Here is a 24,410-nt window from a genome sequence, read left to right on the forward strand (position 1 = left end):
CGCCTGACACGATTCGAGGGGGCTTTCGTGCGGTAAAGCACGAGCATTAATTCGCTACCCGCGCATTTATCGGATCCTACGGAGCGGTTTGGGCCCGAGAAGCGGTGTCCGGACCACGATTGACCACAGTTTGGGACCGATCCGAGTCGCGATCGCGTCCGACTCGCGCTTTACCGCACGAAAGGGTCGGTCGAATGCCGTTGTTGGTTGCCGCAACCACGATACCGCCCGAAAGAAGGGCGGCCGTCGACCATTTGGGGATTTTCCGGGTGGGATAGCGCACGAAAGGCCCCGCTTGGGCACCGTGCCGGTGGAAAAGCGCACGAAAGCCCTCATGGCCGGCCGACCGGAAGCTCAATTTCATGTGAACTCCGGTGGTTTTTCGGGTGAATTACCGCACGAAAGGGAGGGATCGCTCAATGGGGCGGCGATTTGGAAGCCTGCCAACGATTCGTGCTTTACCGCACGAAAGCCCCCGCGGCGGTAACGCGCCATCCAGCCTAGACCGCTGTTTCACTGGAGCGCAGCCCGCTCGGTGCGGAAGCCCCAAAGGCTCTTCGACAGGTCCAGTTCGCCGCGCTGCGCGCGAGTGACCATGCCTGCGAAGTAAGCGCCCGGAGTCAGGCGGATCTCATGGCGCGCACTGCGCTCGGCGGTGATCATGATCGCGACAGCGGCTCCGTCCGCCCCCAGTTTATCGAGCGCATCCACCCACGTTCCGGTGCGGATGCCCAGGTCGTTCCTCAGCCGCGCAGTCGCCCGGTGCAGATCGATCCAGGAGGGGCGGGGACGCTCCACGTACATTGCGGTGCTGGGGAACATCTCGACGAGTTCAATCGGCGAGGTCTTGAATGTGCTGTTGGACGGAGAGACCGGGAGATCCGGTTCGATAGGCGCGGGACTGTCCCGGTCAGAACTACGTTCTCGCAAAGCCGTTACGGAGTCATGACAGGGGTTGGTTTGTATATGTATGAAGGGTGAGGATTTTGACCCCGAGGCGTTAGATTCATCATGAAACATGAAACGGTCAATCGTCTGTCCAACCTGATCTTCGATCTCGGGAAGATCCGCCAGAGCACGCTCGTAAAGCGCTGCATCTCGGCTCGATCGGGCCATGGCCGCCTGCTGCGCCACAGTCTCGATCGCCTCCTGCAACATGATCCAGTGCGGCCCGGTTAACCGCATGTCGGCCGCCTGCGCAAGCGCTTGGCTGACCATCCGGCGTACGCGCGCAATCTCCTGCCGCCCAAGCTTGTCAAGGCGCGAAAAGGCGCTGTGTGCCTCTGCCGCTGCCTTCAATTCATCGAAACGCGCGCGAAGCGGTGTGAGATCAATGCCATAAGCGCTTACAATCTCACCGCTTGCGCCGCGCTGGCCACGGCGCCGGCCGTGGGCTGCATCGCGCATAGTGATAAGAGCTAGGTTGCGCAGCTGGCGCAGGCGCGCTTTGATCGCGCTTTCGGTGACGCCGCCGAGTTCCGCCAGCGTATAGTTGCTCGGCCATGCAATCGGGCGCGCTGCGCCCTTATAATCGTTCGGACGGGTATAGCCGATCAGATGCTTGAGCGTTTCCAGCGCCGACGCGCTTAGGCCGATCGCTGTCTTTGCGCCGTCGAGCACCCGATAGAGCTCGTTCCTGTCGATATCGCAGGCACTCTCAAGGCGCGTAGCCACTTCGCGTTCGATCAGCCTCGTCAGCGCGGAGATCGGGCGAGCCCCGGTCCGCCCTGTGAAAGCAGTTTGGGTATAGGACATCGTTCGACACTCCATGCTTAGAGGCCGTCACCAGGCAAAACGAAGGCGTGGCGCGAGGCGCGCGATCTTGAACGGGGCCGGGGAGGGTGCTACCTTGGAACAACTGTCGTAGTTGGCCCCACGCTTGGCGGCGTGTGGCAGCGGTTCTCCGCAGGGTGCCCGGCCTCGTGCCGGGCATTCTTTTATGTGGTCACAGCCGGCTCCTGTTCGACTCCGAATCCGTTTCATTTTCGGATCGGTAGTTTCTCCAGAAGTGGGGAAATCGCGGATCGGAGCAAGCGGCCTGACTCGTGCTTTACCGAACGAAAGCGGCACGAATATTCGTGCTTTATCGCACAAAAGCCGAAAAATGCGCGCGTTGCGGGTCCAGGCCGGTCCTAGAATCCGATTTGGCAAGCTGTAAGTTGTAAATCCAGCCAACTCTTAAATGCTGACTATAATAACGTCTGGATCGGCGTCCAACGCTTCGACGCCGATCCACATCCACGATCTGGTGGAGCATCCCCTTGACGGCCTCGACACGCACCGGCCCGTCCGGTGTTTCGACCGTCCAGCGGATGCCGTTCTTCTTAAGTTTGTCGGATCGCCAGAGAACACGTCCCGCACGGCTTCCGCCAGATCGATGCGGCTCTTGTCGTTAGCGCCGCCTTGGATATCGAGGCGGCGTGGATTAAGGTATTACCAAATGGACACGGATTCGTGGCCGTGATCGCAGCGGCACGAGAGCTTTGAATGACGATGAGACTCCATCTGGAGGAGATTATTCAGCCCGCCGCGCTCGACTTCGGAGCGCGCGTCAAGGCGCGACGCAAGGCGCTTGGGCTTACTCAGACCGACATCTACAAGCGTACGGAAATCGGGATAGGCTACCTGTCCTCGATCGAGAGGGGCCGTGCGAACCCGACCCTGGACATGATGGTAAAGCTATCGGCGGCGCTGAACCTGGAGATCTGGGATCTGCTGCGTCCTTCTGACAAAGAGGCTGAGGGCTAAAGGCGGCGAGGCTTTAAGCCTCGTCAATCGATCTCGTCGAAGGTATCCGGAAAGATGTTGACGATGTTGGTGTCGCTAGGATCCCGGCGAAAGGTCTTCGGATCGATATAGGTATCGGCGAAACAGGGATGGATCGCCCGGTCAAAACACTCACGGAGCCATTTCACTGCCGCAAAAATGGCTGGGGATGGCTTAGCCTTGGAACGATATACGAGGCGAAGCTCCCGTCGTATTCTCAATTCCACAGGTACAGGAGCCGCAGCACTTGTGATTTCGCTGACAAATGTCGGCAGTGCACCGATACCAACCCCCCTCGTGACCGACCAAAGCTGAGATAGCGACGAGTTGGTTCGCATCGCGATGAAGCCTTGGGGACGTTCCGTACCGATTAGGAAGTCGAGAAGTTCCGAGCGCACACCAGGACTGACATGCTCCACGACCCTATGATTTTTAAGAGCGTCCATCGTTGTTGGGATGCCATTCCGCTGAATGTAGCTTTGGCTCGCATACACAGCGAAATGAATGGTCGCCAGTTTCGAGGCGATGAGATCCGCCTGCGTTGGCTGTTCATACGTCAACCAGATGTCGGCCTCGTGTGTCCGGTCACGCTCAAGGTTGTAGTCGAAATCGAGACCAATGGTCATTTCGGGGAGGACTGCCTGCAACCTCGACATCCGCGGCGTCAGCCATAGTGTTCCGATACCCTCGGTGCAAGCGATGGTGAGCTGCCCAGGCTTCACTAGAACGTCCTTGCTACTCGCTGCAAGATCCCACTCTGCGGCGTGGCCCATCGCCTCGCCAATTCTTAAGAGCTTTTCTCCGTCCTCGGCTAGCACGATCCCGTTGGCGCTGCGATGTACCAAGGTCAGACCGAGCCTTGTCTCAGTGCGCTCGATCCTCCGCCGTATCGTGTTGACCACGACCCCGTGATCTGAAGCAACCTTTCGCATGCTTCCGAGCCGCTGGATGGCCCGGAACAGCCTCACGTCGTCCCATTGCAGGTCGGCGAACTCGGCATGGTGTTCGGTGTTCACCCCTGGAACACGTGGTTCAACTTTTGTGAGCCTGTCAGTCAGACGCCTTCGCAATATCACCTCCGCTACGACGCCGTTCGCACGACAGCCCCGGGGATATCGAATGTTTCAAGACGTTGGCAATCCGATAGGCTCCCAACCGACCTCTTTCTGGGATGGTTGCTTCAACGACCGCATGGACGCGCTCATCGCGCGTAATCACCGTCGGCAAGTCCGGCTGCAGCGGCTCCCTTCTGGTAGCACCAAGAAGATGATCGATGAGGTGCGCGCGCAGCTTCCTCTGGCGGACGGCGTGCATGTTGCCCGAATGCTTGAGAAGAACCCTGATATCGTCCGATCCGTAACCGTGCCCGGGGAAGATGGGGCAGCGGGCATCTTTGCCTACCTCCCGCTCAATGCATACGGAGCATGGGCGCTGATCACCGGACGGTATGATGGCAGTAGGCCCGACCCGGCCTGGATCTGCTCGGCAGGCGAAAAACCGTCGGCTATCGCGATCTGGCTGATCGTCGCGCCGGGGCTGTTGATCCGCATGTTCGAGCCCATAGCGCGGCTCTTTCGTGAACTTTGTCCGGAGGGCTGCGCCATATTCTCGTACGGAGCGACGGATGCTTCGGTGAGCATCCAACGTTCTGTCGGTTTCCGTCCGGCTCAGGAGATGTTCCCCGGCGCTCCTGCGCATCTGGTCGCGGCATGCCCCGACAATGCTGTGCCGATCGATATCGCCCGGAACATCGAAAGGGCCCGTCAGGGGCATCTGCATGTCGCCGTCGCACGCTCGATCGAGGACATGGCCAAGGTCTTTTCGGTCCGCTCCGCCACCTTCCAAGCTGAACAGGCATGCCCTTACAACGAGGAGTTCGACGGCAACGATTTTTGTGCGACACAGCTTCTGGCGTATGTCGGCGATGATCCGGCAGCGTGCATCCGCATCCGCTATTTCGGTGATTTTGCGAAGCTCGAGCGCCTTGCCATTCGCCGCGAATATCGAAGCCGGAGCTTATCGCGTCCTTTGGTCGAAGCTGCGCTGGCTCACTGCGCGAGGAAGGGTTTCCGCCGGATCTACGGACATTCCCGCTCGGACCTGGTCGGGTTTTGGCAGCGTCTGGGTTTTGATGTCATCCCGCAACGCCCGTCCTTCTGGTTCTCAGACGTGGAATATGTCGAGATCGTCGCGGAGCTGACCGCGGATCCGCTCGAAATCCGGTTCGGGATTGATCCGATGATGGCGATCAGGCCGGAGGGCCGTTGGGACGAGCCGGGTCCCCTCGACATGTCGCTCGTTCGTTCGTCGTTAGCGGCATGACCGGCGTGTCGAGCCGCCCTCAGACGAATCCCGCCACGGCATCGGGGGCAGAAGGGATACCTGCGCGGGATAGTGCTGAGGTACGATCGCATTTTGCGGGCCGAGTTCGAGCCTTGCTCGGCGAAATGGGACTATCGAAGGACGAGCTTGCGGAGCGAAGCGCGCTGCCGTCAACTCGGGTTGATCGGATCCTAGCTGGCAGTCTCGTCCCGGTCACTTTCCGCGATATGACTGTCATCGCCGCTGTTCTCGGAACGCCGGTTCACGCCCTTCTTCTCCCGACCAGTTCGGCGGTCGAGGTCGTATCGCTCGAGGTAGTTGAAGAGCGTGGACCGGGCGATGCCTAGCTCTTGGGCGACGTCCGTGGCGGTTGCACCTGGGGCGCTCAGCAGTTTGCGGATCTCCGGTAATTTGTCTGGCGCAAGCAGTCGCTTGCGTCCTGGAGGCGACATCTCGGCAGGATGCGTCTTGATGCCGTGCAGGTGCCGATAATGGCCGTCGAGCGCATCCAGCATCGCGTGCAGCTTATCATCGGCACCGGGTTCGATATGGATCCGGGGCGTACAGATTTCAAAGCTGACGCCACTGCGAAGCAGCTTGATTATCGCGCGCACGAGCATCGGCGTTGCGATCGTCAGGCAGGAGAGATCGTGGACTTTGACCCGGTCGCCGGCCTCAAGGCCGATGCCCTTGCGCTCCAGCAGCTCGCTGAGCTGGCTGAACGTCTTCCGGCCCGCGAAGACCTCGATGTCATCAGGGTTGAGGCACGATTGTTGGCTTTCGATCGTCGCCGAGCCCGGTGTTTGCGCGAGGAAAGCGACGCTTTTGCTCAATCTTCTGCCCTTTACGCGAAGCGCATTATCCTGAGACCGCGACGACGCTTCGCGCCGCCACCCCTAAAAAGGGAATTTTCTATGCCAAGCCACGCGAATCGGCAACCGGGCGAGAGGCTGACAGCGGAAGCGATTTTGCAGCCGTAATAACCAGATACATCGTTGCCGCCTTGGCGATTGCGTGTTGCCAGTCTCGTCAATTATGGAATAGGATCAAATTTGTACTAGGCTATCGGAAGGCGGTTATGCTTCCAGTGGGGCTCACGGCAAAGGCGATCCAGCTCTGTGCAGCAGGGCTTGGAGCCGGTGTGGCGCCCGGCCCCGTGTCTTATGCAATCACGATACATGCTGGCGCGGCGCTCAGGCGCCAGCCACTCGTCGAGGGCGACGCCGAGGCGACAGTTCGCGATCTCATCACCTTGGGCGCGGATTTCGAGGCGGGTCCGCTTGCGATAAGCGGACGCGACTTTGCGACCTACGGCGTCACGCCCGCATCGGTGTTCGATCCTTGTGCGCTCGCCCATATCGATAATGGTCGGATGGATGCGCCAGCAACCGGTGCGCCAACCGTCTCGAATGTCGCTGCCCTGGTCCGACGCGCGTTTGGCGCGCGTGTCACCGATACGATCCGGCCGATGAATGCGAGCTACGGCGCGCGGTATAGCTGGCACAAATTTGGTCAGGCGGTGGACTTCGTGCCTGCGGGCGGGGTCAATTCCATCAATCGCGATCAGATCCGCACCCTGATGGGGCAGAGCGGTATCCGCCTGATTGAGCTGCTCGGGCCAGGAGACCGCGGTCACTCCAACCACTGGCATGTCGCGTTCGCGCGGCCGGGACAGGTCATCGATCGAACGCGCCCGGTCGGGGAGGACGAAGACTGGATCGTCAATGTCGCCAGCGCCGATGCGCCGGCGTCGGCGCCGGTTGGGACCGAAGCGCATACCGCGCCTGCCTTGGTCCTTCAGACCGCAGCGAAGGCCCCGCCGCAATGGGATGTGTTCGCGAGTGCGGAATGGCGCGCTTCTCACGGAGGTGGTTCATGATCGGACGTTTTCTGAACAAGCTCGGGAGCAAGAGCGGCGCGATCGCGCTTTGTGTTGCCGGCGTAATCGCAGTTGCGGCTCCTCAACCGGCCTTTGCATCGGATTGGGGGTGCCAGGTGGTGCTTTGCCTCGCCACTCCGGGGTCGCCGACCAAGTACGCGGAGTGCGTGCCTCCGATCACGAAGCTCTGGAACGCACTCGCTATGGGCGCTGGGTTTCCCTCGTGCACGGGGGTCGGCATCAAAACGAAGTCGGCGAAGCACGGTTACACCATGACCGTGACGCAGACCGACGGCACCACCTCGCGCTATTCCCTCGATGCGCGCTACCAGACGGTGACGCAGCAATGATCCACACCGTCGCCGCCATTACCGTGCTGGCGCAGCGATGTGCCGGCGAGGTCGCGACCGAGGCCGTCGTGCCGCTCGTCGTGACCGAGAGTGCCGGCGACGATCTCTCGATCAACGTCAATCGTGGCCCGCGCGTGCGCGCCGGGTCGGTCGCCGAGGGCGCCGGGTTGGTGCGGCGCTATATGGCACAGGGCTATACGGTCGACGTGGGCTTAGCCCAGATCAACTCGACGAACTTCGCCCGGCTCGGCGTCACGGTCGAGCAAGCGTTCGATCCCTGCACGAACCTGCGTCTTGCCTCGACGCTGTTGCAGGAGGGCTATGGCCTCGCGAGCCGGCACTACAGCGGCCTGGACGCCATTTCTGCGACGTACTCGCTCTACAACACCGGCACGCTGACACGGGGTTTCCGCAACGGCTACGTCGGTCGCATCTGGTCGGCCGCGAGCGGATTGGGCTCGATACAGGCACCCCCGCCTATTCTCGGTGCGCCTGCTGTGGCGGTCGCTGCGACCGGCGCCGCCAAACCGCCAAGTGACGGCGATAGCTGGGTGGTTGGGCAGATCGCCTCCGATGCAATCGAGGTCTTCAAATGAGCGTGGACAATAGCGTTGCACGAACGACGCGGGACGTGGCGCCCGGAGCGGTTGAAGCCGGGTTTGCGATGCCGCCCGATCTCGCGGACCGGTATGAAGTTCGGATTATCCCCGCAAGCGACGCGAGCGAGCCTCGCATTGGCATGTTCCTGCCCGGGGATCGCGAGAACCCATCGATCGAGGTCTCTGGTAACGGGGACCGGATCATCGCGCGCAACGAAGATCCCGAAACCGTCGCGGCGCTGGTCAAGATCGCCAAGCACAATGGCTGGGAGGGGATCGACGTCGATGGCTCACCCGAGTTCCGGCAGGCCGTGTGGGAGGCCGGGTCGCGCGAGGGACTGACGGTTCGCGGCTATGAGCCAAAGTTCGACGAGCAGGCGCGAATGGAGCAGGGCCGGCGCGAGCGTGTCGAAGCGGCCCAGCGCGAACGCGAGGCGGCTGCAAAGCCTGCCCCGGCGGTCGAACCGGCCGCGCCGGTCGTTGCCGCAGTGTCGATCGCTGCGACGGATCGGGTGCGGACCGCAGATGTAGGTCGGGATCCTGCTGGCGCGGCGTCGCCGGCGCAGAGCGGCGCGGAGCTGTCGGACGACGACAAATGCCTGCTGTTGAGACTGAGCGTCTTCACCCAAGATCGCAAAGCCCTTTCGGAGGGTATGACGCCGGACCTCGGGCCGATGGAGCGAGAATTTCGGCAAGAGCGCCTGGATGTGAACAAGGAGGCGCTGGACGGAGGGCTGGAGCAGGCGCTGGAGAGCCCGACGCTGGTCAGCTCGTTCTCCAAGGCGGGCTACGAGCCCGACGATCTGCGCCGAATGGCGCGCGAGGGAGAGTGGGATGGCCAGGTCGCTGACGCGATCTATCTCGTCCGCTCGGGGCTCAATCGACATGATGTGGCGAGGGACACCGCAGCGTCGGTTGAGGCGGACCGCGAAGACCAACAGGTCGCCACGTCGACGGCCCCGCCGGAACGGCAGCCCGAACCGGAACCACAAATCGTTCGCGAGGAGCGGCAGCACGGTCCTGCTGCCGCCCGCGACGAGAATGAGGAACTGGCCGAGTTGTTCCTGCGCGGCAGCGCCGAGCGGATCGCGGCCGATCCACGTCTTGCCAATGCGCTCGAAGCACAGGCGGCGATGGAGCAGCACATTGGTGTGGCTTTCCAGGGGGACGCGGATCGGATGATGTCCGCGAGCCTGGAGAGCCGCGAATTGATCTCGGGCGCGCTGATGCGCGGCTTAGATGTGTCGGTGCGTGAGCCAACGCCCGTTCGGCAAATCGAACCGATTCAAATCACTTACGACCTCGAGAGGTAAACTCAAGCCATGGAGACCCGTATGAAGTTCACACGCCAGATGGGCCGGATGATGTCCGACGTCCGAGCCCGGCAGGTCGTCGGTTTTGCCGGTGCGCTTGCCCTCATCTCGATCGCGCAGCCGGCGCTCGCGGACGGCACGGCGATTGAGTCAGGCCTCGGCACCATCAAGACGTGGATGACCACAGTCGCTTCGGTCGTCGGTGTGATCGCCGTGATGGCAGTCGGCTACGCCAAGCTGACCGGCCGGATGGACTGGGGCAAGGCTGTCACCGTCCTGATTGGTATCGGCATCATCTTCTCGGCCACGACGATCGTCGGCTGGATGAGTTCGGGTGCCTGAGGTCGAGAAAATCACCGAGGATAAGGTGTTCCTCGCCCTGACCAGACCATCGGTGTTCATGGGGTTGCCACTCGAGGCGATCCTGCCGATCATCATGGTCTGCATGGTTTTCTGGGGGATCTTCCATAATCCCTTCTACCCCCTGACCTTGTTCGGGGCGCTCTACTTTCCGGCCCGCATGATCTGCCATTACGACTTCAATGCGTTCCGGCTGTGGGGCCTGTGGTTCCAGACGGGTTTTCTATCAAAGAATCGCAAGTTCTGGGGAGGCGGGAGCTACTCTCCCGTCCGCCTCGCCAAAGGCGTGAAGCGGAAGCATTTCGGCGATGACTGATTCCAAGCTGAAGCATAAGAAAACTGCGCTTCGCGAGGCGGATGATATTAAGTTCATCCCTTACACGCGGCACGTCGACGATACCTTGGTCGCTCTCGAAGACGGCTCGCTCATGCGCATGTACCGCGTTGATGGGCGGCCGTTCGAGACCAGCGACATCTCCGACCTCAATACATGGCATAGCAAGCTCAACATCGCCTGGCGCTCGATAGGTGACGATCGCGTCGCGATGTGGACCCATCTCGTGCGAACGGCGACCGACCCAGTTTTGGGAGGCGACTTCCATTCTGCATTTGCGAAGGCGTTGCAGGATAAATACGCGGAGACCCTGAGGGAAAAGGTTCTCTATCATAACGAGTTCTACGTCACGATCTTGGTGCGTCCGTCGAGCATGGCGGGCGATCAAGTGGGTCGGTTCTTTTCGAAGAAGCGTGCCAGCACCGAGATCGATGATCGTGCTCTGACGCTCATGGCGGACAAGTGCCGGGACTTTGAATCGCTGCTCGCCGACGTCGCGCCAGAGCCCCTGTCGCTCTACGAGCACAACGGCGTCCTATTTTCGCAACCGATGGAGGTGCTGCACTTCATCCTGACCGGTGACCGCATCCGCATCCCGCTGCTCAACGGCAGGCTTGGTCAGGCGCTCTACTCCTCGCGGGTAGTGTTCGGCCGCGAAGCGGCCGAGATCCGCTTGCCGCACAAGTCGCATTACCTCGGCATGTTCGGGGTGCGTGAGTACGTTGCCAGCACGCGTAGCGGGCAGTTCAACAGCCTCCTGACACTCGATTTCCCCTTCGTGTTGACCCAGAGCTTTGCGCCGCTGGTGAAGTCGGTCGCGAGCGAGCGCTTCACGAAGAAGTATAAGCAGATGGTGTCGTCGGACGACGCCGGCGTCAGCCAGGCGGAGGAGCTGCTCGACGGCGTCGACGATCTGATGGCGAACCGCTTCGCCATGGGCGAGCATCATCTGTCGATCTCGGTGATCGACGAGGATCCGAAGCGGCTTCTGGAAAGATTGTCGATCGCGCGATCGGCCGCGGCCGACACGGGCATGGTAATGGCACGCGAGGACGTGGCGCTGGAAGCCGCGTTCTGGGCGCAGCTTCCCGGCAACTTCAAAATGCGGGCGCGCCCAGCGGTCATCAACAGCCGCAATTTCGCGGCGCTGAGCCCGTTCTACACCTTCCCGGCAGGGCGGAAGTCCGGGAACCACTGGGGCGAAGCGGTGACGCTGCTCAAGACGCGCGCGGGTTCGTCCTTCTGGTTCAATTTTCACCGCGCCGACATCGGCCACACGCTCATCATCGGCCCCACGGGCGGCGGCAAGACAGTCCTGCAGAACTTCCTGCAGGCGCAGCTCGAAAAGACCGGTGCCAAGCAGGTTTTCTTCGACAAGGACCGCGGCGCCGAGATCTTCGTGCGTGCTTGTGGCGGCACGTATCTGGCGCTTCGCAACGGCGAGCCGACAGGCTTCGCGCCCCTCAAGGGATTGACCGCCAGCGCCCATAACATCGCGTTCCTGCGGCAATTCATCCGCGTACTGGTGCGTCGGGAGAACCGGCCGCTCAGCGTCGCGGAAGAGCGGCTGATCGACGAAGGGATCGACGCCGTGATGCGGCTGCCCGCGCCGTCGCGTTCCTTCAGCGCGCTGCGCGAGATGCTGGGCTACGCCGATGCCGAGGGGATCGGCGCGCGGCTCGAGCGCTGGTGCCTGGGTGGGCCGCTCGGTTGGGCGTTCGACGGGCCGGAGGACAAGGTGTCGATGGCGGCGCAGTTCGTCGGGTTCGACATGACGGACTTCCTCGAGAACCCGGAGATCCGCACCCCGACGATGCTGTACCTCTTCCACCGTGTCGACGAACTGCTGAACGGGCAGCGTGTCGTCGTTGACGTGGACGAGTTCTGGAAGGCGCTGGAGGACGATGCATTCCGCGCTTTTGCGCAGGACGGTCTGAAGACCTTCCGCAAGCGCAACGCGTTCATGGTGTTCGGCACACAGTCGCCGGCTGACGCGCTGCGCTCGCCGATCGCACACTCGATCATCGAGCAAACGGCGACCAAGATCCTCCTACCTAACTCGGACGCGAAGCGGTCGGATTACTGCGAGGGGTTGGGGCTGACGGAGGCGGAGTATCGGCTGATCCGCGAGGATCTCACCCCGGAAAGCCGGACCTTTCTGGTCAAGCAAGGGCACACGTCGATCGTAGCGAAGCTCGATCTGGGCGGGATGCCCAATGAGTTGAAAGTGCTTTCTGGTCGCGAGGAAACGCTCGTCGCCATGGAGGAGGCCATTGCCCTGGCGGGCAACGATCCCGCGGCGTGGCTGCCGCACTTCTACGCCAACCAAAGGAGAAGCTGACATGTCGCTAAAGCATATCATCATGGTTGCAGCCGCGCCCGTCGCGCTCGCTGCGTTCGCGTCGCCGGCCTCAGCCCAGGGCATCCCTGTGTTCGACACGTCGACCTACGTGCAAGCGCTTGCCCAGGTCCAGAACACGATGAAGATGATCCAGCAGGGTGAGCAGCAGATCCAGACGGCATCGAGCCAGCTCAGCTCGCTTCAAAAGTTGACAAACGTCAACAGTCTCGCGCCGCAGTTGTTGAGCCCGCAGGTGCGCAACATCTTGCCGAACACGACGATCGACGCGTCGACCCTGCTAAGCGGCGACCTGTCGAAGATCGGTTCGCTAGGTACGCTCGCATCGAGCATCCAGTCTCGTTACGCGCTGTCGACGGGTTCAGACGCGGACGCGGCGTACAACCAGGCGCTTAAGGACGCGACCGGCTCGTCCGCGGCGATGGCAGCGTTGGGCGAGAATACGCTCAGTATCACCCAGACCCGGATGCAGGGCCTCGACCAGCTTCGGTCGCAGCTCGATACCGCTAAGGATCCCAAGGACGTGATGGACCTGCAAGCCCGTATCGCGGTCGAACAGGCTCAGCTTCAGAACGACACGCTGAAGATGCAAGCGATCCAGCTGGCGCAGTCCGGTCAGGCGAACATGCAGATCAGTGCGGCGCAGGTCGCGGCTGGTCGCGAAGAAGCGGCATTCTTCAGCGCCAACACAATCAGGAAGTAATCATGCGCAAGATATTCTCTCTCTCGGCTTTGCTGTTTGTTTGTGGGTGCCAGCAGAATGTCGTGGTGCCGACTGCGAAAGAACTCATCGCAAGCCCACCACTCCTCGCGGAGTGGCGGGTGAAGTGCGAAACGGGAGAGTATAGTCACCTTTCCGCCGACGAAAAGGCAAGGATGTGCGCAACCACTGGGGATGCGACAATCTCGGTAGCGCAGATCAAAGCCGGAAACGAAGAAGCCGACTTCTTCAAGGCGAACACGATCCGGAAGTAGCAACCCGTTTTACGCCTTGATCGCTGAAGATCGGAAATGCCGTAATGCCTGCTGCTGCACCCAACATCATGACGCTTTTCACGACGATGTATACGTACGTCGAAAGCGCCATCGCGACCTCGGTCGCGAGCTTCGGGTCGGGGCTCGTCAGTTTTGTCGCGGCGCCTTTGGCGCTGGCAGCGATCATCTATTTTCTTCTGCTCGGCTTCGCCGTGCTGCGAGGCGCGATTCAAGCGCCGTTGCGCGAGTTAGTCTTCCAAGCCGGCAAGGTTGGCTTCGCGCTAGCTGCCGCAAGCTCAATCGGCTATTCAGCGTTCGTGGTGAACGTGGTCACCAACCTGCCGAGCGAGATCATCGCGGCTGGATCGGGCACGCCCGTCACCAACCCGGGGACGACCTTCGACACCTATGTCTCCGATACGGGCAAGCTGGCAGGAAAGCTGGTCAATGCGAACCTACAGGTTCAGTCGCAAGAACAGAAGGGTTTCACCGACTTCCGCACGCCGGTGATCCAGCTTAGCGCTACGCTGATTACCTACCTGTGTATTGGCATCCTTTACATCTTCGCGTTCCTATCCGCGTCGATAGGTTTCTGCATCGTCATCTTTGCCAAGCTGTCAGTCGCGATCTGCGTCGCGCTCGCCCCACTCGCGCTTGCATGTCTGCTGTTCAACTCCTCCCGCTGGTTGTTCGACGGATGGCTGAAGCAGACCGTCAACTTCATCCTGTTGATGGTCGTCATGGCGATCATGACGAAGTTCATTACGGGGCTGCAGGAGGCCGCGATGGACGGTATCATGGGATCGGTTCCCGATGATGGCTCGTCATTTCTGATGACCCAGAACGGCTATATCGTTCTGAAGGCGTCCGTGATGCTCGTCGCCACGGTCGCCTGCGCGGCGATCTACATCGTCGGTACAATTTTCTTTTTCCAGTCGCCGGCGATCGCGGCTGGCATCGCAGGTGGCGCGTCATCTGGTGGCCATGGCTTCCTGATGACCGGCGCGAACATGTTGACCAACCGACTCATGTTCCGGCGCGCCACCCAGGCGAACCGTCCGGTCGCTGGAGGCGGCTCGGGCGGTTCGGCCTCTCGCTCGACTTAGGCCGCATCGCTGCTCGCTCTCGAACCATGGATCACGAACACCGCCCGCGCGGCAAAGATACGAACGGAGACCGTATGAAAAGGCTGACCATCGTGGCGTTAGGCGTTGTTGCGCTTAGCGGTTGCACGGGGACTCACATCAAACCTGTCGCTGTGTGTGACGGGAAGCACCGTCGTCCTGCCAACCTCTACGGCACCATCCTGCCGAGCCTACCCGTGCCCCTCCCGGCGTCGCAGCAGGGCGCAGGGCAGTCGATGGTCGCGCCGCCTGGCGGCGCGGCGTCGCCGGCTCCGGCACCGGCTCCAGCACCGGCCCCCGATCCGGTGCTGATGCGCGATGATCCGCCCACTCGTACCCCGTCGCCACGTCCGCCTTCGTCACCTGGGGCAGCGCCGGCCGCGCCGATCGGGCCTGGAGCGATGAATGTCCCGCGCTCAGCGCCGCGAACGTCCCAGCGGGACGTCGCGCTGACCTACTCCTCTTGCTGAAGGGATCGACGCCATGGGCGCGGTTAAGTCCGAAGATAAAGAGAAATACTTCGAGACGTCGAGGACCTGGGAATACGACCGTATGCGTGCGGCGATACAGTCCAACAAGCTCGCTTGGGGTGTAGCCGCAGGGGCCTGCGCACTTTCCGTAGCGTCGGTCGCGGCCGTGGCCATGCTAGCCCCGTTGAAGACGGTCGAGCCTTACGTCATTCGGGTCGATAAGGCGTCTGGCGAGACGCAGGTCGTCACGGCCCTGAAAGGACCGCAGCCGCGCACCTATGAAGACGCGGTCAACCGCTACTTCATCTCGCAATATGTGCGTTTGCGCGAGGGCTGGTTGAACGATGCGGCGCGCGAGAACGCATATACCGTGATGTTGATGAGCGATCAGCTCGAGGGCTCTCGCTACCTGGGCAGCGTTCAGTCCAGCAACAGGAACGCACCCTCGAACATCTACGGCGACAAGGGCTTCGTCTCGATCTCGATCCGGACGATCAGCTTCCTTAGCCCGACCGTCGCGCAAGTCCGCTTCACCAAGATCATCACGTTCGGGCAGAACACGCCGATCGCGCAGAATTGGAACGCGATCCTGACCTTCAGATACACCACAGCGCCGGAGCACGAGAAGGATCGCAACATCGATCCGCTCGGCTTCCAGGTCGTCAATTACCGTTCCGACCCGGAGGCGTGAGATGAGCGATCAGTTAATCACGTCGGACAATGACGATCGCGTCGTCGTCCCTTTCATGCCTGCGCTTCGTAAGAAGCTGGCTGTTCGTCTTTCGCCGCGGGCCACGGAGCTGGTGTTGACAGAGGCCGGCTCCAAAAGCCGTTTCTGGCGCGCAGTTGGTGCGGTGTGGCAGCGCCTCATCGCGCTCTCGATCGTCGGGGCTGCTGCGATAACGCTGATGCCGCAAGCGGCGTTTGCGTCGGAGACCCCTATCCCAGGGGGGAAAGACGCGCGCGTTCGCAACGTCAATTACGATCCCGACCAGGTGGTGACGATCGTCGGCAGCTTCCGGCACGCGATCGAGATCCAGTTTGGCGCCGGCGAGACGGTCACGCAGGCGGCGTTGGGTGACACTGTGTCGTGGCAGATCGCCCCGGTCGGCAACGTGGTGTTCCTGAAACCGCGTGAGAAAGCGAGTGGGACGAACTTGATCGTCATCACAAACGCAGGTGGATCGCCGCGCACCTATCATTTCAACCTGTCGCTCGGGACGGGCGAGACGATGTACGGAGTCCGCTTCCGGTATCCGCGCGAGGAACGCGCCATGGCGGCGCTTCAGGTGCAACTCGCCCAAGCGCAAACCGCCAAGGCGATCGAGACCAACGTCGCCCAGGCTGCGCTCGATCATGCCGTGATCGAGGGCACCCGGAACATGAAGTACACGGTGCAGGGCGACTCTGCGCTGCAACCGACCGAAATCTCCGACAATGGCGAGTTCACGGTTTTGCGCTATCCGGGACACGCCGACATTCCCTCGATCTTCGCGGTCGACGTCGATGGGACGGAGACGATCGTCCCCTACGATGTGCGCGAGGACTTCGTGGTGATCCATGCGGTCTATCGTCAGCTCCGCCTCCGGCGCGGCACGACCGTGCTGTGCATCTACAATGAGGCGCCGCTGCGCAACGATCGCGGCGATCGCACGGGCACTGTTTCCAATGTGGTGACACGCAAAGTGAAGGGACAGTAACATGGTCGGCACCGTCATTGACCGGGGCGGCGACGTCGCTGCCGATACCGTCCCTTCAAGCGATATCGATAGCCCAGTCGCGCGCAGCGGAGGCTGGGCCAACCTTGCCTTCATCGGCGCTGGTATCGGTCTCCTGGGTGCCGTGGGCGGTATCGTGATCGGCTATAGCGCGTTCCACCATTCTGCCAGCTCAGAGGCAGCGGCCCAGCCGGCCAAGGCAAGCGAACGTTCGGTGGACGATGTGATGGGTTCGCCAAACGCGCAACGAGCGGCGCTGGCGGGTCAGCTTGGTCAATCCGGCGCGCCGCAAACCGACATTTTCGGGCGGCCGATTACGCCTGCGGCAGGTACGCAGGTTACCGACGCCAACGGGAACCCGGTGCCGGCAACGGGTACGGCAGCCACCACCACGGCCAATGGACCGCAGTCGCCGGAGCAGCGGCGTGCAGAGCAAGCGCGCGCCATGGCCGATGCGGCACGGCGATCGCCGATCATGGCCTTCGGCAATACCGGTCTGACCTCGACCGCTGTTCCCACGGCAGCCCCCGGTAGTGAGGGACAGCAAGGCGGTCAGGACGATGAGGCGCGTGGCGGGCAGTCAGCGGCCCCGCGTCGCGGGTTCGGGGCGAGTGGGGTCGGCACCGCGGGTGATGATGCGCCGGCTGCGCCGCCAAAGGGCCCGAGCGACTTCAGCGACCAGCTCGGCCACTCCGCGATCCAGACAGTGCGGGCGACCATGGTCGCTGATCGCAACCTGCTGCTCAGCGCGGGCACCGTGATCCCCTGCACGCTCCAGACTGCGATCAATTCGACGCAGGCTGGGTTTGTGTCGTGCGTCATTAACCACGACGTCTATTCCGAAAACGGCCGCATCGTCCTCCTCGACAAGGGGACCAAGGTGCTTGGGCAATATTCGGGCGGCATCACCCAAGGGCAGGCGCGCCTCTTCGTGGTGTGGACCCGCGCACTGACTCCGCGCGGCGTCGCCATCGATCTCGGCTCGCCCGCGGCTGACAGCCTCGGCCGAGCGGGGCTCCCGGGCGGCGTCGATACGCAGTTCTGGGCGCGGTTCGGCGTCGGGCTGGTCATCTCGGTGCTGGAGGATGCCTCCCAGATCGCGAGCCGTTCGTTGGCGGGCGAGGGTAGCAACACGACGCAGGTTCCCAGTACCACCGGGTCGACCGTCCTCAATCAGACGATGCAGATCAGGCCGATCCTGAAGAAGAATCAGGGGGATACGGCCGCCATCTTCGTCGCCAAGGACTTCGATTTCCGCTCGGTCTATGACGTGGGGTTGAGGCGCTAAGCCGATGGCATCCAGCCCGACGTCGCTCATCTACGAGCATAATGCAGAGCCGATCAGGCGGCATCTGTTGCGCGACGATGTGACCGAGTTGGTCATCAACGAGCCGGGACTGATCGGGCTTGAGACCCGCAATGGCTGGGAGTGGCATGAGGAGCCGGCGTTGGACAATGCCGCTCTCATGACCTTGGCGAAGCTGATCGCAGGGCTTACCAAGCAGGACATCAACTCCGAATATCCGGTCTGCTCCTCGGTACTCCCGGGGGGCGAGCGCGCACAGGTCGTCGTTCCTCCGGCGGTCGAGCAAGGTTACATCTCGATCACGATCCGCAAGGCGTCCTGCGTGACGATGAACATCGACGATTTCGAGGCGGCCGGGCTCTTCAGCGAGGTTCGTTCGCATGGGCTTTACAAGGAGGTCGACGCCGATCTACTGGCCTTACGCGCAGCCGGCGACTGGCGGGGCTTTTTCAAGCTGGCGGTCGAGGCCCGCAAGAACATCCTCATTTCCGGCGCGACTGGTTCGGGCAAGACGAGCTTCTCGAAAGGGCTCATCAAGCTGATCCCGGACTATGAGCGGATCCTGACGATCGAGGACACCCGCGAGCTGGTGGTGCCGCAGCGCAACCACGTCCATATGATGTACGCCAAGGACGGCAAGAGCCTCCAGAAGGCTGGCGCCAAGGAGTTGCTGGAATCGGCGCTTCGGATGCGGCCCGACCGCATTCTTCTACAGGAGCTCCGCGACGGCACCGCGTTCTTCTACCTGCGCAACGTCAACAGCGGCCATCCGGGCTCGATCACCACGGTACATGCCAACACGGCCGAGGGCGCGTTCGAGCAGCTCACGCTGCTGGTCAAGGAGTCGGAAGGCGGCAACGATCTGGATCGTCACGACATTCGGTCCTTACTGCGCTCGCTCGTCGATATCGTCGTGCAGATGCACCGGCTCCCTCCTGGCGAAGGTCAGCCGGCGCGCTATCGCATGACGGAGGTGTGGTTTGATCCAGCGAGCAAGCCGAACGACTGAGGAGGGTGTAGCGTGAGCGGTAGGTGGATGCGGAGCGACGAAGGGTCGCAACCAGGTGCGATCGCGTTCGTGGCCATCGTTGGCTTGGTGCTGAGCGCAGCGATCGGCGCCGTCGCTGTCCTGTTCAAGGCGCATCTGCTCAACGCCCACACGCCGTGGCGGAAGGTGCCGGCCGCGCTCTGGGCACTGAAGGGCTACCCGATCGTCTATCAGCCGTTTTTGATTGGGTTCGGCATTGGCCTCGTCCTGACCGTCGTAATTATCGTCTCGACGCTGTTCACGCGCCAGAAGCTGCACGGCGAGGCGCGTTGGGCGCGCGCCCCCGAGGTCAAGAAGGGTCTGTTGCTGTCCGAAACCGGCATCGTGCTCGGCAAGTTCAATGGGAAGGTCATGCGCTTCGGCGGGCCTGAGCATGTCATGCTCGAAGCGCCGACCCGCGCGGGCAAGGGTGTGGGCGTCATCATCCCCAACCTGCTCGACTGGCCGGACTCGTTGGTCGTGCTCGACATCAAGCAGGAGAATTACGACAACACCGCCGGCTATCGGAAGGACGTCCTTCGCCAGATCGTGCTGCTGTTCAATCCGCTCGATCCGACTGGCCGCACCGTGCGGTGGAATCCGCTCGGCTACATCAATCGGCGAGACCCGGTCGAGGTCATCAACGAGCTGCAGAAGATCGCGGCGATGCTCTACCCCGACCCTCTCACAGGTGAGAAGTTCTGGGCTGAGGGCGCTCGAACGGCGTTCCTCGGCGTGACCGCCTACATCGCCGCGACCGTCGACGATGGCGAGGACGCGCTCCCGTTCACGATCGGCGAGGTCTATCGGCAGTTCGCGGCCGTCGATGCTCAGCGACGTTTTCCAAAGATCATCGCGACGCGGGAGAAGGCTGGGAAGCCACTGTCGACCGCGTGCGTCTCGGCGATTCAGGACTACACCGGCTCGTCGGCAAACACATTCTCTGGCTTGCGCCAGTCGGTCACGTCCAAGATCAATGCCTGGCTGAACCCATATGTCGATGCCGCGACGTCGGAGAGCGATTTCGATTTGGGCGAGTTCCGAGATAAGCGGATCTCGCTCTACCTCGGCGTCTCGCCGGACGATCTGGAGCGGGTCGCCCCGATCTACGGGCTGCTTTTCCAGCAACTCATCGACCGCAACGTCCGCGAGCTGCCGAAGGACGGTAAGCATCAGGTCAAGGTGCTGCTCGCACTCGACGAGTTCGCGAGCCTCGGTAAGTGCACCGTGCTGGCAAACGCCTTCAGCTATGTCGCTGGTTATGGGTTGCGGATGTTGCCGGCGTTCCAGTCGCTCGAGCAGATCCAGGGCGTCTATGGCGACAAGGTGGCGGCCGACATCGAGCGCAACTGCGCGGTGCGGCTCGTGCTGCGTCCTGCCGCCTTGTCCGAGGCGAAGAAGATCTCGGACCAGCTCGGCAGCTACACGTACAAGGCCCGCTCGCGCTCGATGGGGACGTGGGGTGGCGGGGGCGGCTCGACCTCGGAGTCCGACCAACGCCGGCCGCTGATGCTACCGCAGGAGGTCGAGCTTCTGCCGGAGAACGATCTGATCGTGTTCCGGCGCGGCATGTACGCGACCTACGGCAAGAAGGTCCGCTATTACGCGGAAAAGCATCTGATCGAGCGGACCAAGATTCCGGCCCCTCAGATGCCCCCGATCCGTGTCGATCCGGCGATCGCCGCCAACAGTCTCCGCGTCATCGAAGCGACGCAGGTCGCCGAGACCGCTCCCGCGGCGCCGGCGACGTCAGAGACTACCCCTGCTCCCGAGGCTGGCGGCGCCAATGGAGGCGCTACGAGGAAGGGACGCAAATTGAACCAGGCTGCGATCGATGATTGTCTTCAGGTTCAACCTAAGGACCGCGTCCGCAAGCTTTTCGAGGGGGTGTGCCTGGTTCACGATAAGACTGCCTAAGCAGGGGTCGGTACATAGAACGGACCCAGATATACGTTAAGCGCCGACAGGCCCGCTCAGGCGACGCAAATCACCTGTTTGTCATGCATCTCCGATGGCGACAGGGTTTTCCGCCATCCCTGCTGTCTAGCGACGACTTTTGGGACGAAACCGCCGTTCGCGGCTCGGCACTTGAATAACGGCTTGCGGCAAGAGAAGACGCTCCAGGCTTGGATGGAAGCCATCGTCGATTGACTGAGGCTGGACCGGCTGCGGAATGGCAGCTTCGAGCTGCTGTTGGGCAGAAAACAAACGGCCATTTCAACTGGTGTCAAAACCGATCGAGACTGTTGAAAAAGGCGGTGTTGGTAACTTCCTTGTTAAAATCGTGCTACCAAGCGCCACGAGGTGAACGATCGATGCAACGTATCCGCCGGCTCAATTCCAGAGTTACGGCTCGATGCAATGATCTTTCGCCCTTCGACTTTTTCAACAGCCTCGGTCGAGTTCGTCAGCCGACATACGGCATCGGCCTTGCTGGCGTCGCATTGCGACAAAAATCGGGTCTTTTAGAGACTGGCAGCTTTCGGTTGCCGACAGCGCAAAATCCGTCAGTCATATGGGCCGATAAGAGGTCGGCATCTGAAGTCGCATTGTAGCGCCCGAGGAATTTACGTAAGCGATTGACGCGTTTTGTCAGAGTATGAGCTTACCTATTTCCGTCCCGAGATATAAATAACTTTATATTGGCATCTCCCCAGATTTTGAGTTCTTCCAAGATCGGCGTCAGGGTGCGCCCTCTTTCCGAAAGGCTATATTCGACCTTCGGTGGGACTTGCGCATATACGACCCTGTAGATCAGGCCGTCCGCCTCCATCTCGCGCAACTGATTGGTCAGTGTTCGCGGCGTGATGCCAGGCATCACTCGAACTAACTCATTGAACCGGAAGATACCGCCTTTCAGCAGATGCCAGAGGATGACGCATTTCCACTTGCCGTCGATGATGCTGATCGCTGCCTCGACGGGACATCCGGGATTACAGTCTAGGCGGGAATGGCGGGCCTTGGCCATCAAGGTATCCTTTTCGACACTAGGTGCGATTTTTCTGCGTACTGTGCCTTCCGGCGACCCGGCACTAGATCATGCGCTGAACAATCGGAGAAACCGCCATGCGTGCCGTCGCCTACACTCAAGCAGGGCCCATCGACCATCCGCAATCCCTGCTGGACGAAGAGTTCGCCGACCCCGTTGCGCTTGGTCGCGACTTGCTCGTCGAGATCAAGGCGGTTTCGGTAAACCCCGTTGATGTGAAAGTGCGCCAGAGCGCCGAACGCACTGGCTCCGGCTGGAAGACGCTTGGATGGGATGCCGCTGGCGTGGTCAGAGCCGTGGGGGCGGATGCAACAGCGTTCCGTGTGGGCGACGAGATTTTCTATGCGGGCAGTATCGCACGGCCGGGCTCGAATTCCGAGCTTCAGCTTGTCGATGAGCGCATCGTCTCTTTGAAGCCCCGAAGCCTGGACTGGGCCGAGGCCGCAGCCCTGCCGCTGACGTCGATCACAGCCTGGGAAGCTCTGTTCGACCGACTCGACGTGCTCAAACCCGTGCCCGGTGCGGCCAATGCCGTGCTGATTATCGGCGGTGCCGGCGGCGTCGGTTCGATGGCGATCCAACTCGCACGCCAACTGACTGATCTTACGGTCATCGCCACAGCCTCTCGCTCGGAAACGCGGGAATGGGTCAGCGGTCTGGGCGCGCATCATGTCGTCGATCACAGCCTGCCGCTCGCGCCGCAAATCGAGGCTTTCGGACTGGGGGCCCCTGCGTTTGTCTTCTCAACCACGCATACGGACCAGCATCTGGCCGATATCGCGGAACTGATCTCGCCGCAGGGACGCTTCGCCCTGATCGACGATCCGGCGACGCTCGATGCGCTGCCTTTCAAGCGAAAGTCCGTCTCGCTCCATTGGGAATTGATGTTCACGCGCTCGCTTTTCGATACGCCGGACATCGGCGAGCAGGGAAAGTTGTTGGCCGAAGTGTCGCGTCTGGCCGATGCCGGCCAGTTGCGAACCACGCTGACCGAGCGCCTTTCGCCGATCAATGCCGCCAATCTCAAGACGGCTCACCGGATGGTCGAAAGCGCAAGTATGCGCGGTAAGGTCGTTCTTGAAGACTGGGGGTAACACTTTTCCTGCGCCCCGCCGTCGGTCCACGCCCATGAAGGGCATGGGCCGAATCGGCGCTTTGCGTTACCAGCGGCGACCGTTGTGCTTGGCATCATAGATGTGCCGGCTTGCCCGATCTTCGCGGTGCTGCAGCAACGCGCGATCATATCCGCTGAGGCTGCCGCCGTGGCGATAGCGCATACGCGCTTCCTGACGGTGGATCGAGCGCTGCTGCGCCTCCACCCGACGGGCTTCGTGCGGAGTCAGGCTGCCGTTGCGCAAACCATCATTGATCCGGCGCTGCTGATGATAATGGCGCTGGTCGATGGTTTGTGCCTGCGCCGCGCCGGTCATCAGACCCATCGTGAGAAGCGTTGCCATGATAAGATGCGTGGTTTTCATACAATCTCTCCTTGCGTGTCGTAAATACATGTCTTTTCTGGACCTCACCCGCTGAACACTGCTCGAATGACGCTTGCAGCAACGGTTCATTCCGCGTCGAAAGGCTATTGTGGTTGAAGCCGAACGAAATCGTCGGCGACGGTTAACGAGAACTGATTGCCGCCACCCGGTAACTGAGGGCAAGTCAGGTTACAGAAAGTCGCACCGAGCCAATAGGCCGGGGTGGCATAAGGGTCGGCCGGGTCGTCGCCCAACACTTGGGTCGCCCGCTGATAGGGCAGCGAGTACGTCGCCAGAACGACGTTGTTCTTGTCGAAATACCCTTGCGCTTGCGCGAGGAAGTTGTTGTCGCCGATAAAGCGATCGGTGAACCAGGTCGGCGTCGTTTCGTCGCCGATGGCGAGAAAATCTTTCCATTCCTCATACGCGATCGGGTTGCCCGCCTTTCCTCGTGCAAGTGCGTAATTATAGAAGCCCAGCACCGTTTCCTTGCCGAGCGGATCGTCGGTGACGGACGCGGCGGCGTCGGCCCCATATGCGGCGCCCTTCGCCTTGAACTGCGCGCTGATCGGATCTTTCAGGAACGGCAGGAAATAGCTCACGAGCGAGAATTCGGAGCTGATAAAAGGCTTCGTCGGCACCTGCGTCCGGGCAAAGCTCACCGCCCCGACAAGGCCGCTGTCCAGATTGGCGAAGCGCGCGTTCTCGATACCATCGTCACCGCTGAACGATGCGACGTGGAGATGCAGATCGATCCCGGCAACGGCCGGATTGGTGTCGGCGTAATGCATCAGCGCCTTCACCGCCGGCGTCTGCACGCCTGGTCGCTGAAGATCGTTGAACGCGCCCACGTAGATCGGGATCGAAGTCGATTGCTTCGCCCGGTAGGCGATGTCGTTATCGGTCATCTGCTCGTAGAAGGTCGCGACCGCCATGTCCGAAGGCGCGTTGGTGATGAACGGCTCGTTACCCGACACCAGCAGATCGACACTGCCATAGACATAGTCGAGCACCGTATTCGTGCATTTGACCACCGCATCA

General features: G+C 61.6%; 25 protein-coding genes. 18 read left to right on the top strand and 7 right to left on the bottom strand.

Annotated elements, in window-relative coordinates:
* Positions 1-513: 513 nt before the first annotated feature.
* On the bottom strand, positions 514-1,755 hold the full coding sequence (repC, locus tag L8K25_RS19795; RefSeq protein ID WP_242140720.1) for a plasmid replication protein RepC: 1,242 nt from the start codon (positions 1,753-1,755) through the stop codon (positions 514-516).
* A 732-nt stretch (positions 1,756-2,487) separates the two neighbouring features.
* Between repC and L8K25_RS19800 the strand changes: the two genes are divergently transcribed.
* Positions 2,488-2,748, top strand: a complete 261-nt coding sequence (locus L8K25_RS19800; protein WP_242140721.1) for a helix-turn-helix transcriptional regulator — start codon at positions 2,488-2,490, stop codon at positions 2,746-2,748.
* A 23-nt stretch (positions 2,749-2,771) separates the two neighbouring features.
* Here L8K25_RS19800 and L8K25_RS19805 read toward each other — a convergent pair whose 3' ends face one another.
* Complete coding sequence (locus L8K25_RS19805) at positions 2,772-3,782, bottom strand: LysR family transcriptional regulator (protein ID WP_242140722.1); 1,011 nt, start codon at positions 3,780-3,782, stop codon at positions 2,772-2,774.
* 103 nt (positions 3,783-3,885) lie between these two features.
* Between L8K25_RS19805 and L8K25_RS19810 the strand changes: the two genes are divergently transcribed.
* A complete protein-coding gene (locus tag L8K25_RS19810) occupies positions 3,886-5,088 on the top strand; it encodes a GNAT family N-acetyltransferase (protein WP_242140723.1) in 1,203 nt (400 codons plus the stop codon).
* 191 nt (positions 5,089-5,279) lie between these two features.
* On the opposite strand, the gene L8K25_RS19815 is transcribed toward L8K25_RS19810, so the two are convergent.
* Positions 5,280-5,921 carry a helix-turn-helix domain-containing protein gene (locus tag L8K25_RS19815; protein ID WP_242140724.1) on the bottom strand — a complete coding sequence of 214 codons (642 nt, stop codon included), beginning with the start codon at positions 5,919-5,921 and terminating at the stop codon, positions 5,280-5,282.
* 323 nt (positions 5,922-6,244) lie between these two features.
* On the opposite strand from L8K25_RS19815, the gene L8K25_RS19820 reads away from it, so the two are divergent.
* The 9 genes from L8K25_RS19820 to L8K25_RS19860 are packed head-to-tail and all read left to right on the top strand — an operon-like array spanning position 6,245 to position 13,257.
* The gene (locus L8K25_RS19820) at positions 6,245-6,967 is read left to right on the top strand and encodes a muramidase (protein WP_242140725.1); all 723 of its coding nucleotides are present in this window, start codon (positions 6,245-6,247) and stop codon (positions 6,965-6,967) included.
* A complete protein-coding gene (locus L8K25_RS19825) occupies positions 6,964-7,317 on the top strand; it encodes a hypothetical protein (protein ID WP_242140726.1) in 354 nt (117 codons plus the stop codon). Before L8K25_RS19820 ends, L8K25_RS19825 begins: the two co-directional genes overlap by 4 nt.
* Complete coding sequence (locus L8K25_RS19830; RefSeq protein WP_242140727.1) at positions 7,314-7,913, top strand: lytic transglycosylase domain-containing protein; 600 nt, start codon at positions 7,314-7,316, stop codon at positions 7,911-7,913. The genes L8K25_RS19825 and L8K25_RS19830 overlap by 4 nt, the downstream gene beginning before the upstream one ends.
* A 35-nt stretch (positions 7,914-7,948) precedes the next feature.
* Positions 7,949-9,229 carry an LPD7 domain-containing protein gene (locus L8K25_RS19835; RefSeq protein WP_242140728.1) on the top strand — a complete coding sequence of 427 codons (1,281 nt, stop codon included), beginning with the start codon at positions 7,949-7,951 and terminating at the stop codon, positions 9,227-9,229.
* A gap of 21 nt (positions 9,230-9,250) precedes the next feature.
* Entirely contained in the window at positions 9,251-9,571 is a 321-nt protein-coding gene (locus L8K25_RS19840) for a TrbC/VirB2 family protein (RefSeq protein ID WP_242140729.1), read from the top strand.
* Entirely contained in the window at positions 9,564-9,905 is a 342-nt protein-coding gene (locus L8K25_RS19845) for a VirB3 family type IV secretion system protein (protein ID WP_242140730.1), read from the top strand. The genes L8K25_RS19840 and L8K25_RS19845 overlap by 8 nt, the downstream gene beginning before the upstream one ends.
* Complete coding sequence (locus L8K25_RS19850) at positions 9,898-12,264, top strand: VirB4 family type IV secretion/conjugal transfer ATPase (protein WP_242140731.1); 2,367 nt, start codon at positions 9,898-9,900, stop codon at positions 12,262-12,264. Before L8K25_RS19845 ends, L8K25_RS19850 begins: the two co-directional genes overlap by 8 nt.
* Position 12,265: 1 nt before the next feature.
* Positions 12,266-12,985 carry a type IV secretion system protein gene (locus L8K25_RS19855; protein WP_242140732.1) on the top strand — a complete coding sequence of 240 codons (720 nt, stop codon included), beginning with the start codon at positions 12,266-12,268 and terminating at the stop codon, positions 12,983-12,985.
* Between the two features lie 2 nt (positions 12,986-12,987).
* Positions 12,988-13,257, top strand: coding sequence for a hypothetical protein (locus L8K25_RS19860; RefSeq protein WP_242140733.1), 270 nt, complete (start codon positions 12,988-12,990; stop codon positions 13,255-13,257).
* On the opposite strand, the gene L8K25_RS19865 is transcribed toward L8K25_RS19860, so the two are convergent.
* Complete coding sequence (locus tag L8K25_RS19865) at positions 13,232-13,444, bottom strand: hypothetical protein (protein ID WP_242140734.1); 213 nt, start codon at positions 13,442-13,444, stop codon at positions 13,232-13,234. The two genes, L8K25_RS19860 and L8K25_RS19865, sit on opposite strands and share 26 nt — an antisense overlap.
* Here L8K25_RS19865 and L8K25_RS19870 point away from each other — a divergent pair.
* The 6 genes from L8K25_RS19870 to L8K25_RS19895 all read left to right on the top strand — a co-directional run bounded on the left by L8K25_RS19870 (position 13,425) and on the right by L8K25_RS19895 (position 20,819).
* The gene (locus tag L8K25_RS19870) at positions 13,425-14,363 is read left to right on the top strand and encodes a type IV secretion system protein (RefSeq protein WP_242140735.1); all 939 of its coding nucleotides are present in this window, start codon (positions 13,425-13,427) and stop codon (positions 14,361-14,363) included. The genes L8K25_RS19865 and L8K25_RS19870 overlap by 20 nt on opposite strands.
* 501 nt (positions 14,364-14,864) lie before the next feature.
* Positions 14,865-15,542 carry a type IV secretion system protein gene (locus tag L8K25_RS19875; protein ID WP_277923737.1) on the top strand — a complete coding sequence of 226 codons (678 nt, stop codon included), beginning with the start codon at positions 14,865-14,867 and terminating at the stop codon, positions 15,540-15,542.
* 1 nt (position 15,543) lies between these two features.
* Positions 15,544-16,551: a TrbG/VirB9 family P-type conjugative transfer protein gene (locus tag L8K25_RS19880; RefSeq protein ID WP_242140737.1), complete on the top strand. Its 1,008-nt coding sequence runs from the start codon at positions 15,544-15,546 to the stop codon at positions 16,549-16,551.
* 1 nt (position 16,552) lies between these two features.
* Entirely contained in the window at positions 16,553-17,857 is a 1,305-nt protein-coding gene (gene virB10, locus L8K25_RS19885; protein WP_242140738.1) for a type IV secretion system protein VirB10, read from the top strand.
* A gap of 4 nt (positions 17,858-17,861) precedes the next feature.
* A complete protein-coding gene (virB11, locus tag L8K25_RS19890) occupies positions 17,862-18,884 on the top strand; it encodes a P-type DNA transfer ATPase VirB11 (RefSeq protein WP_242140739.1) in 1,023 nt (340 codons plus the stop codon).
* 12 nt (positions 18,885-18,896) lie between these two features.
* Positions 18,897-20,819 carry a type IV secretory system conjugative DNA transfer family protein gene (locus L8K25_RS19895; protein ID WP_242140740.1) on the top strand — a complete coding sequence of 641 codons (1,923 nt, stop codon included), beginning with the start codon at positions 18,897-18,899 and terminating at the stop codon, positions 20,817-20,819.
* 688 nt (positions 20,820-21,507) lie between these two features.
* Here L8K25_RS19895 and L8K25_RS19900 read toward each other — a convergent pair.
* A complete protein-coding gene (locus L8K25_RS19900) occupies positions 21,508-21,870 on the bottom strand; it encodes a helix-turn-helix domain-containing protein (RefSeq protein ID WP_242140741.1) in 363 nt (120 codons plus the stop codon).
* Positions 21,871-21,968: 98 nt separating this feature from the next.
* Here L8K25_RS19900 and L8K25_RS19905 point away from each other — a divergent pair, with 98 nt between their 5' ends.
* On the top strand, positions 21,969-22,985 hold the full coding sequence (locus L8K25_RS19905; protein WP_242140742.1) for a zinc-binding alcohol dehydrogenase family protein: 1,017 nt from the start codon (positions 21,969-21,971) through the stop codon (positions 22,983-22,985).
* Positions 22,986-23,051: 66 nt separating this feature from the next.
* On the opposite strand, the gene L8K25_RS19910 is transcribed toward L8K25_RS19905, so the two are convergent.
* Together L8K25_RS19910 and L8K25_RS19915 are read right to left on the bottom strand one after the other, a co-directional pair.
* Positions 23,052-23,369, bottom strand: coding sequence for a hypothetical protein (locus tag L8K25_RS19910; protein ID WP_242140743.1), 318 nt, complete (start codon positions 23,367-23,369; stop codon positions 23,052-23,054).
* A 104-nt stretch (positions 23,370-23,473) separates the two neighbouring features.
* Positions 23,474-24,304, bottom strand: coding sequence for a hypothetical protein (locus L8K25_RS19915; RefSeq protein WP_242140744.1), 831 nt, complete (start codon positions 24,302-24,304; stop codon positions 23,474-23,476).
* Positions 24,305-24,410 lie beyond the last annotated feature (106 nt).

Origin of the sequence: Sphingomonas sp. TREG-RG-20F-R18-01, assembly GCF_022662475.1 — a bacterium.
Classification (GTDB): domain Bacteria; phylum Pseudomonadota; class Alphaproteobacteria; order Sphingomonadales; family Sphingomonadaceae; genus Sphingomonas.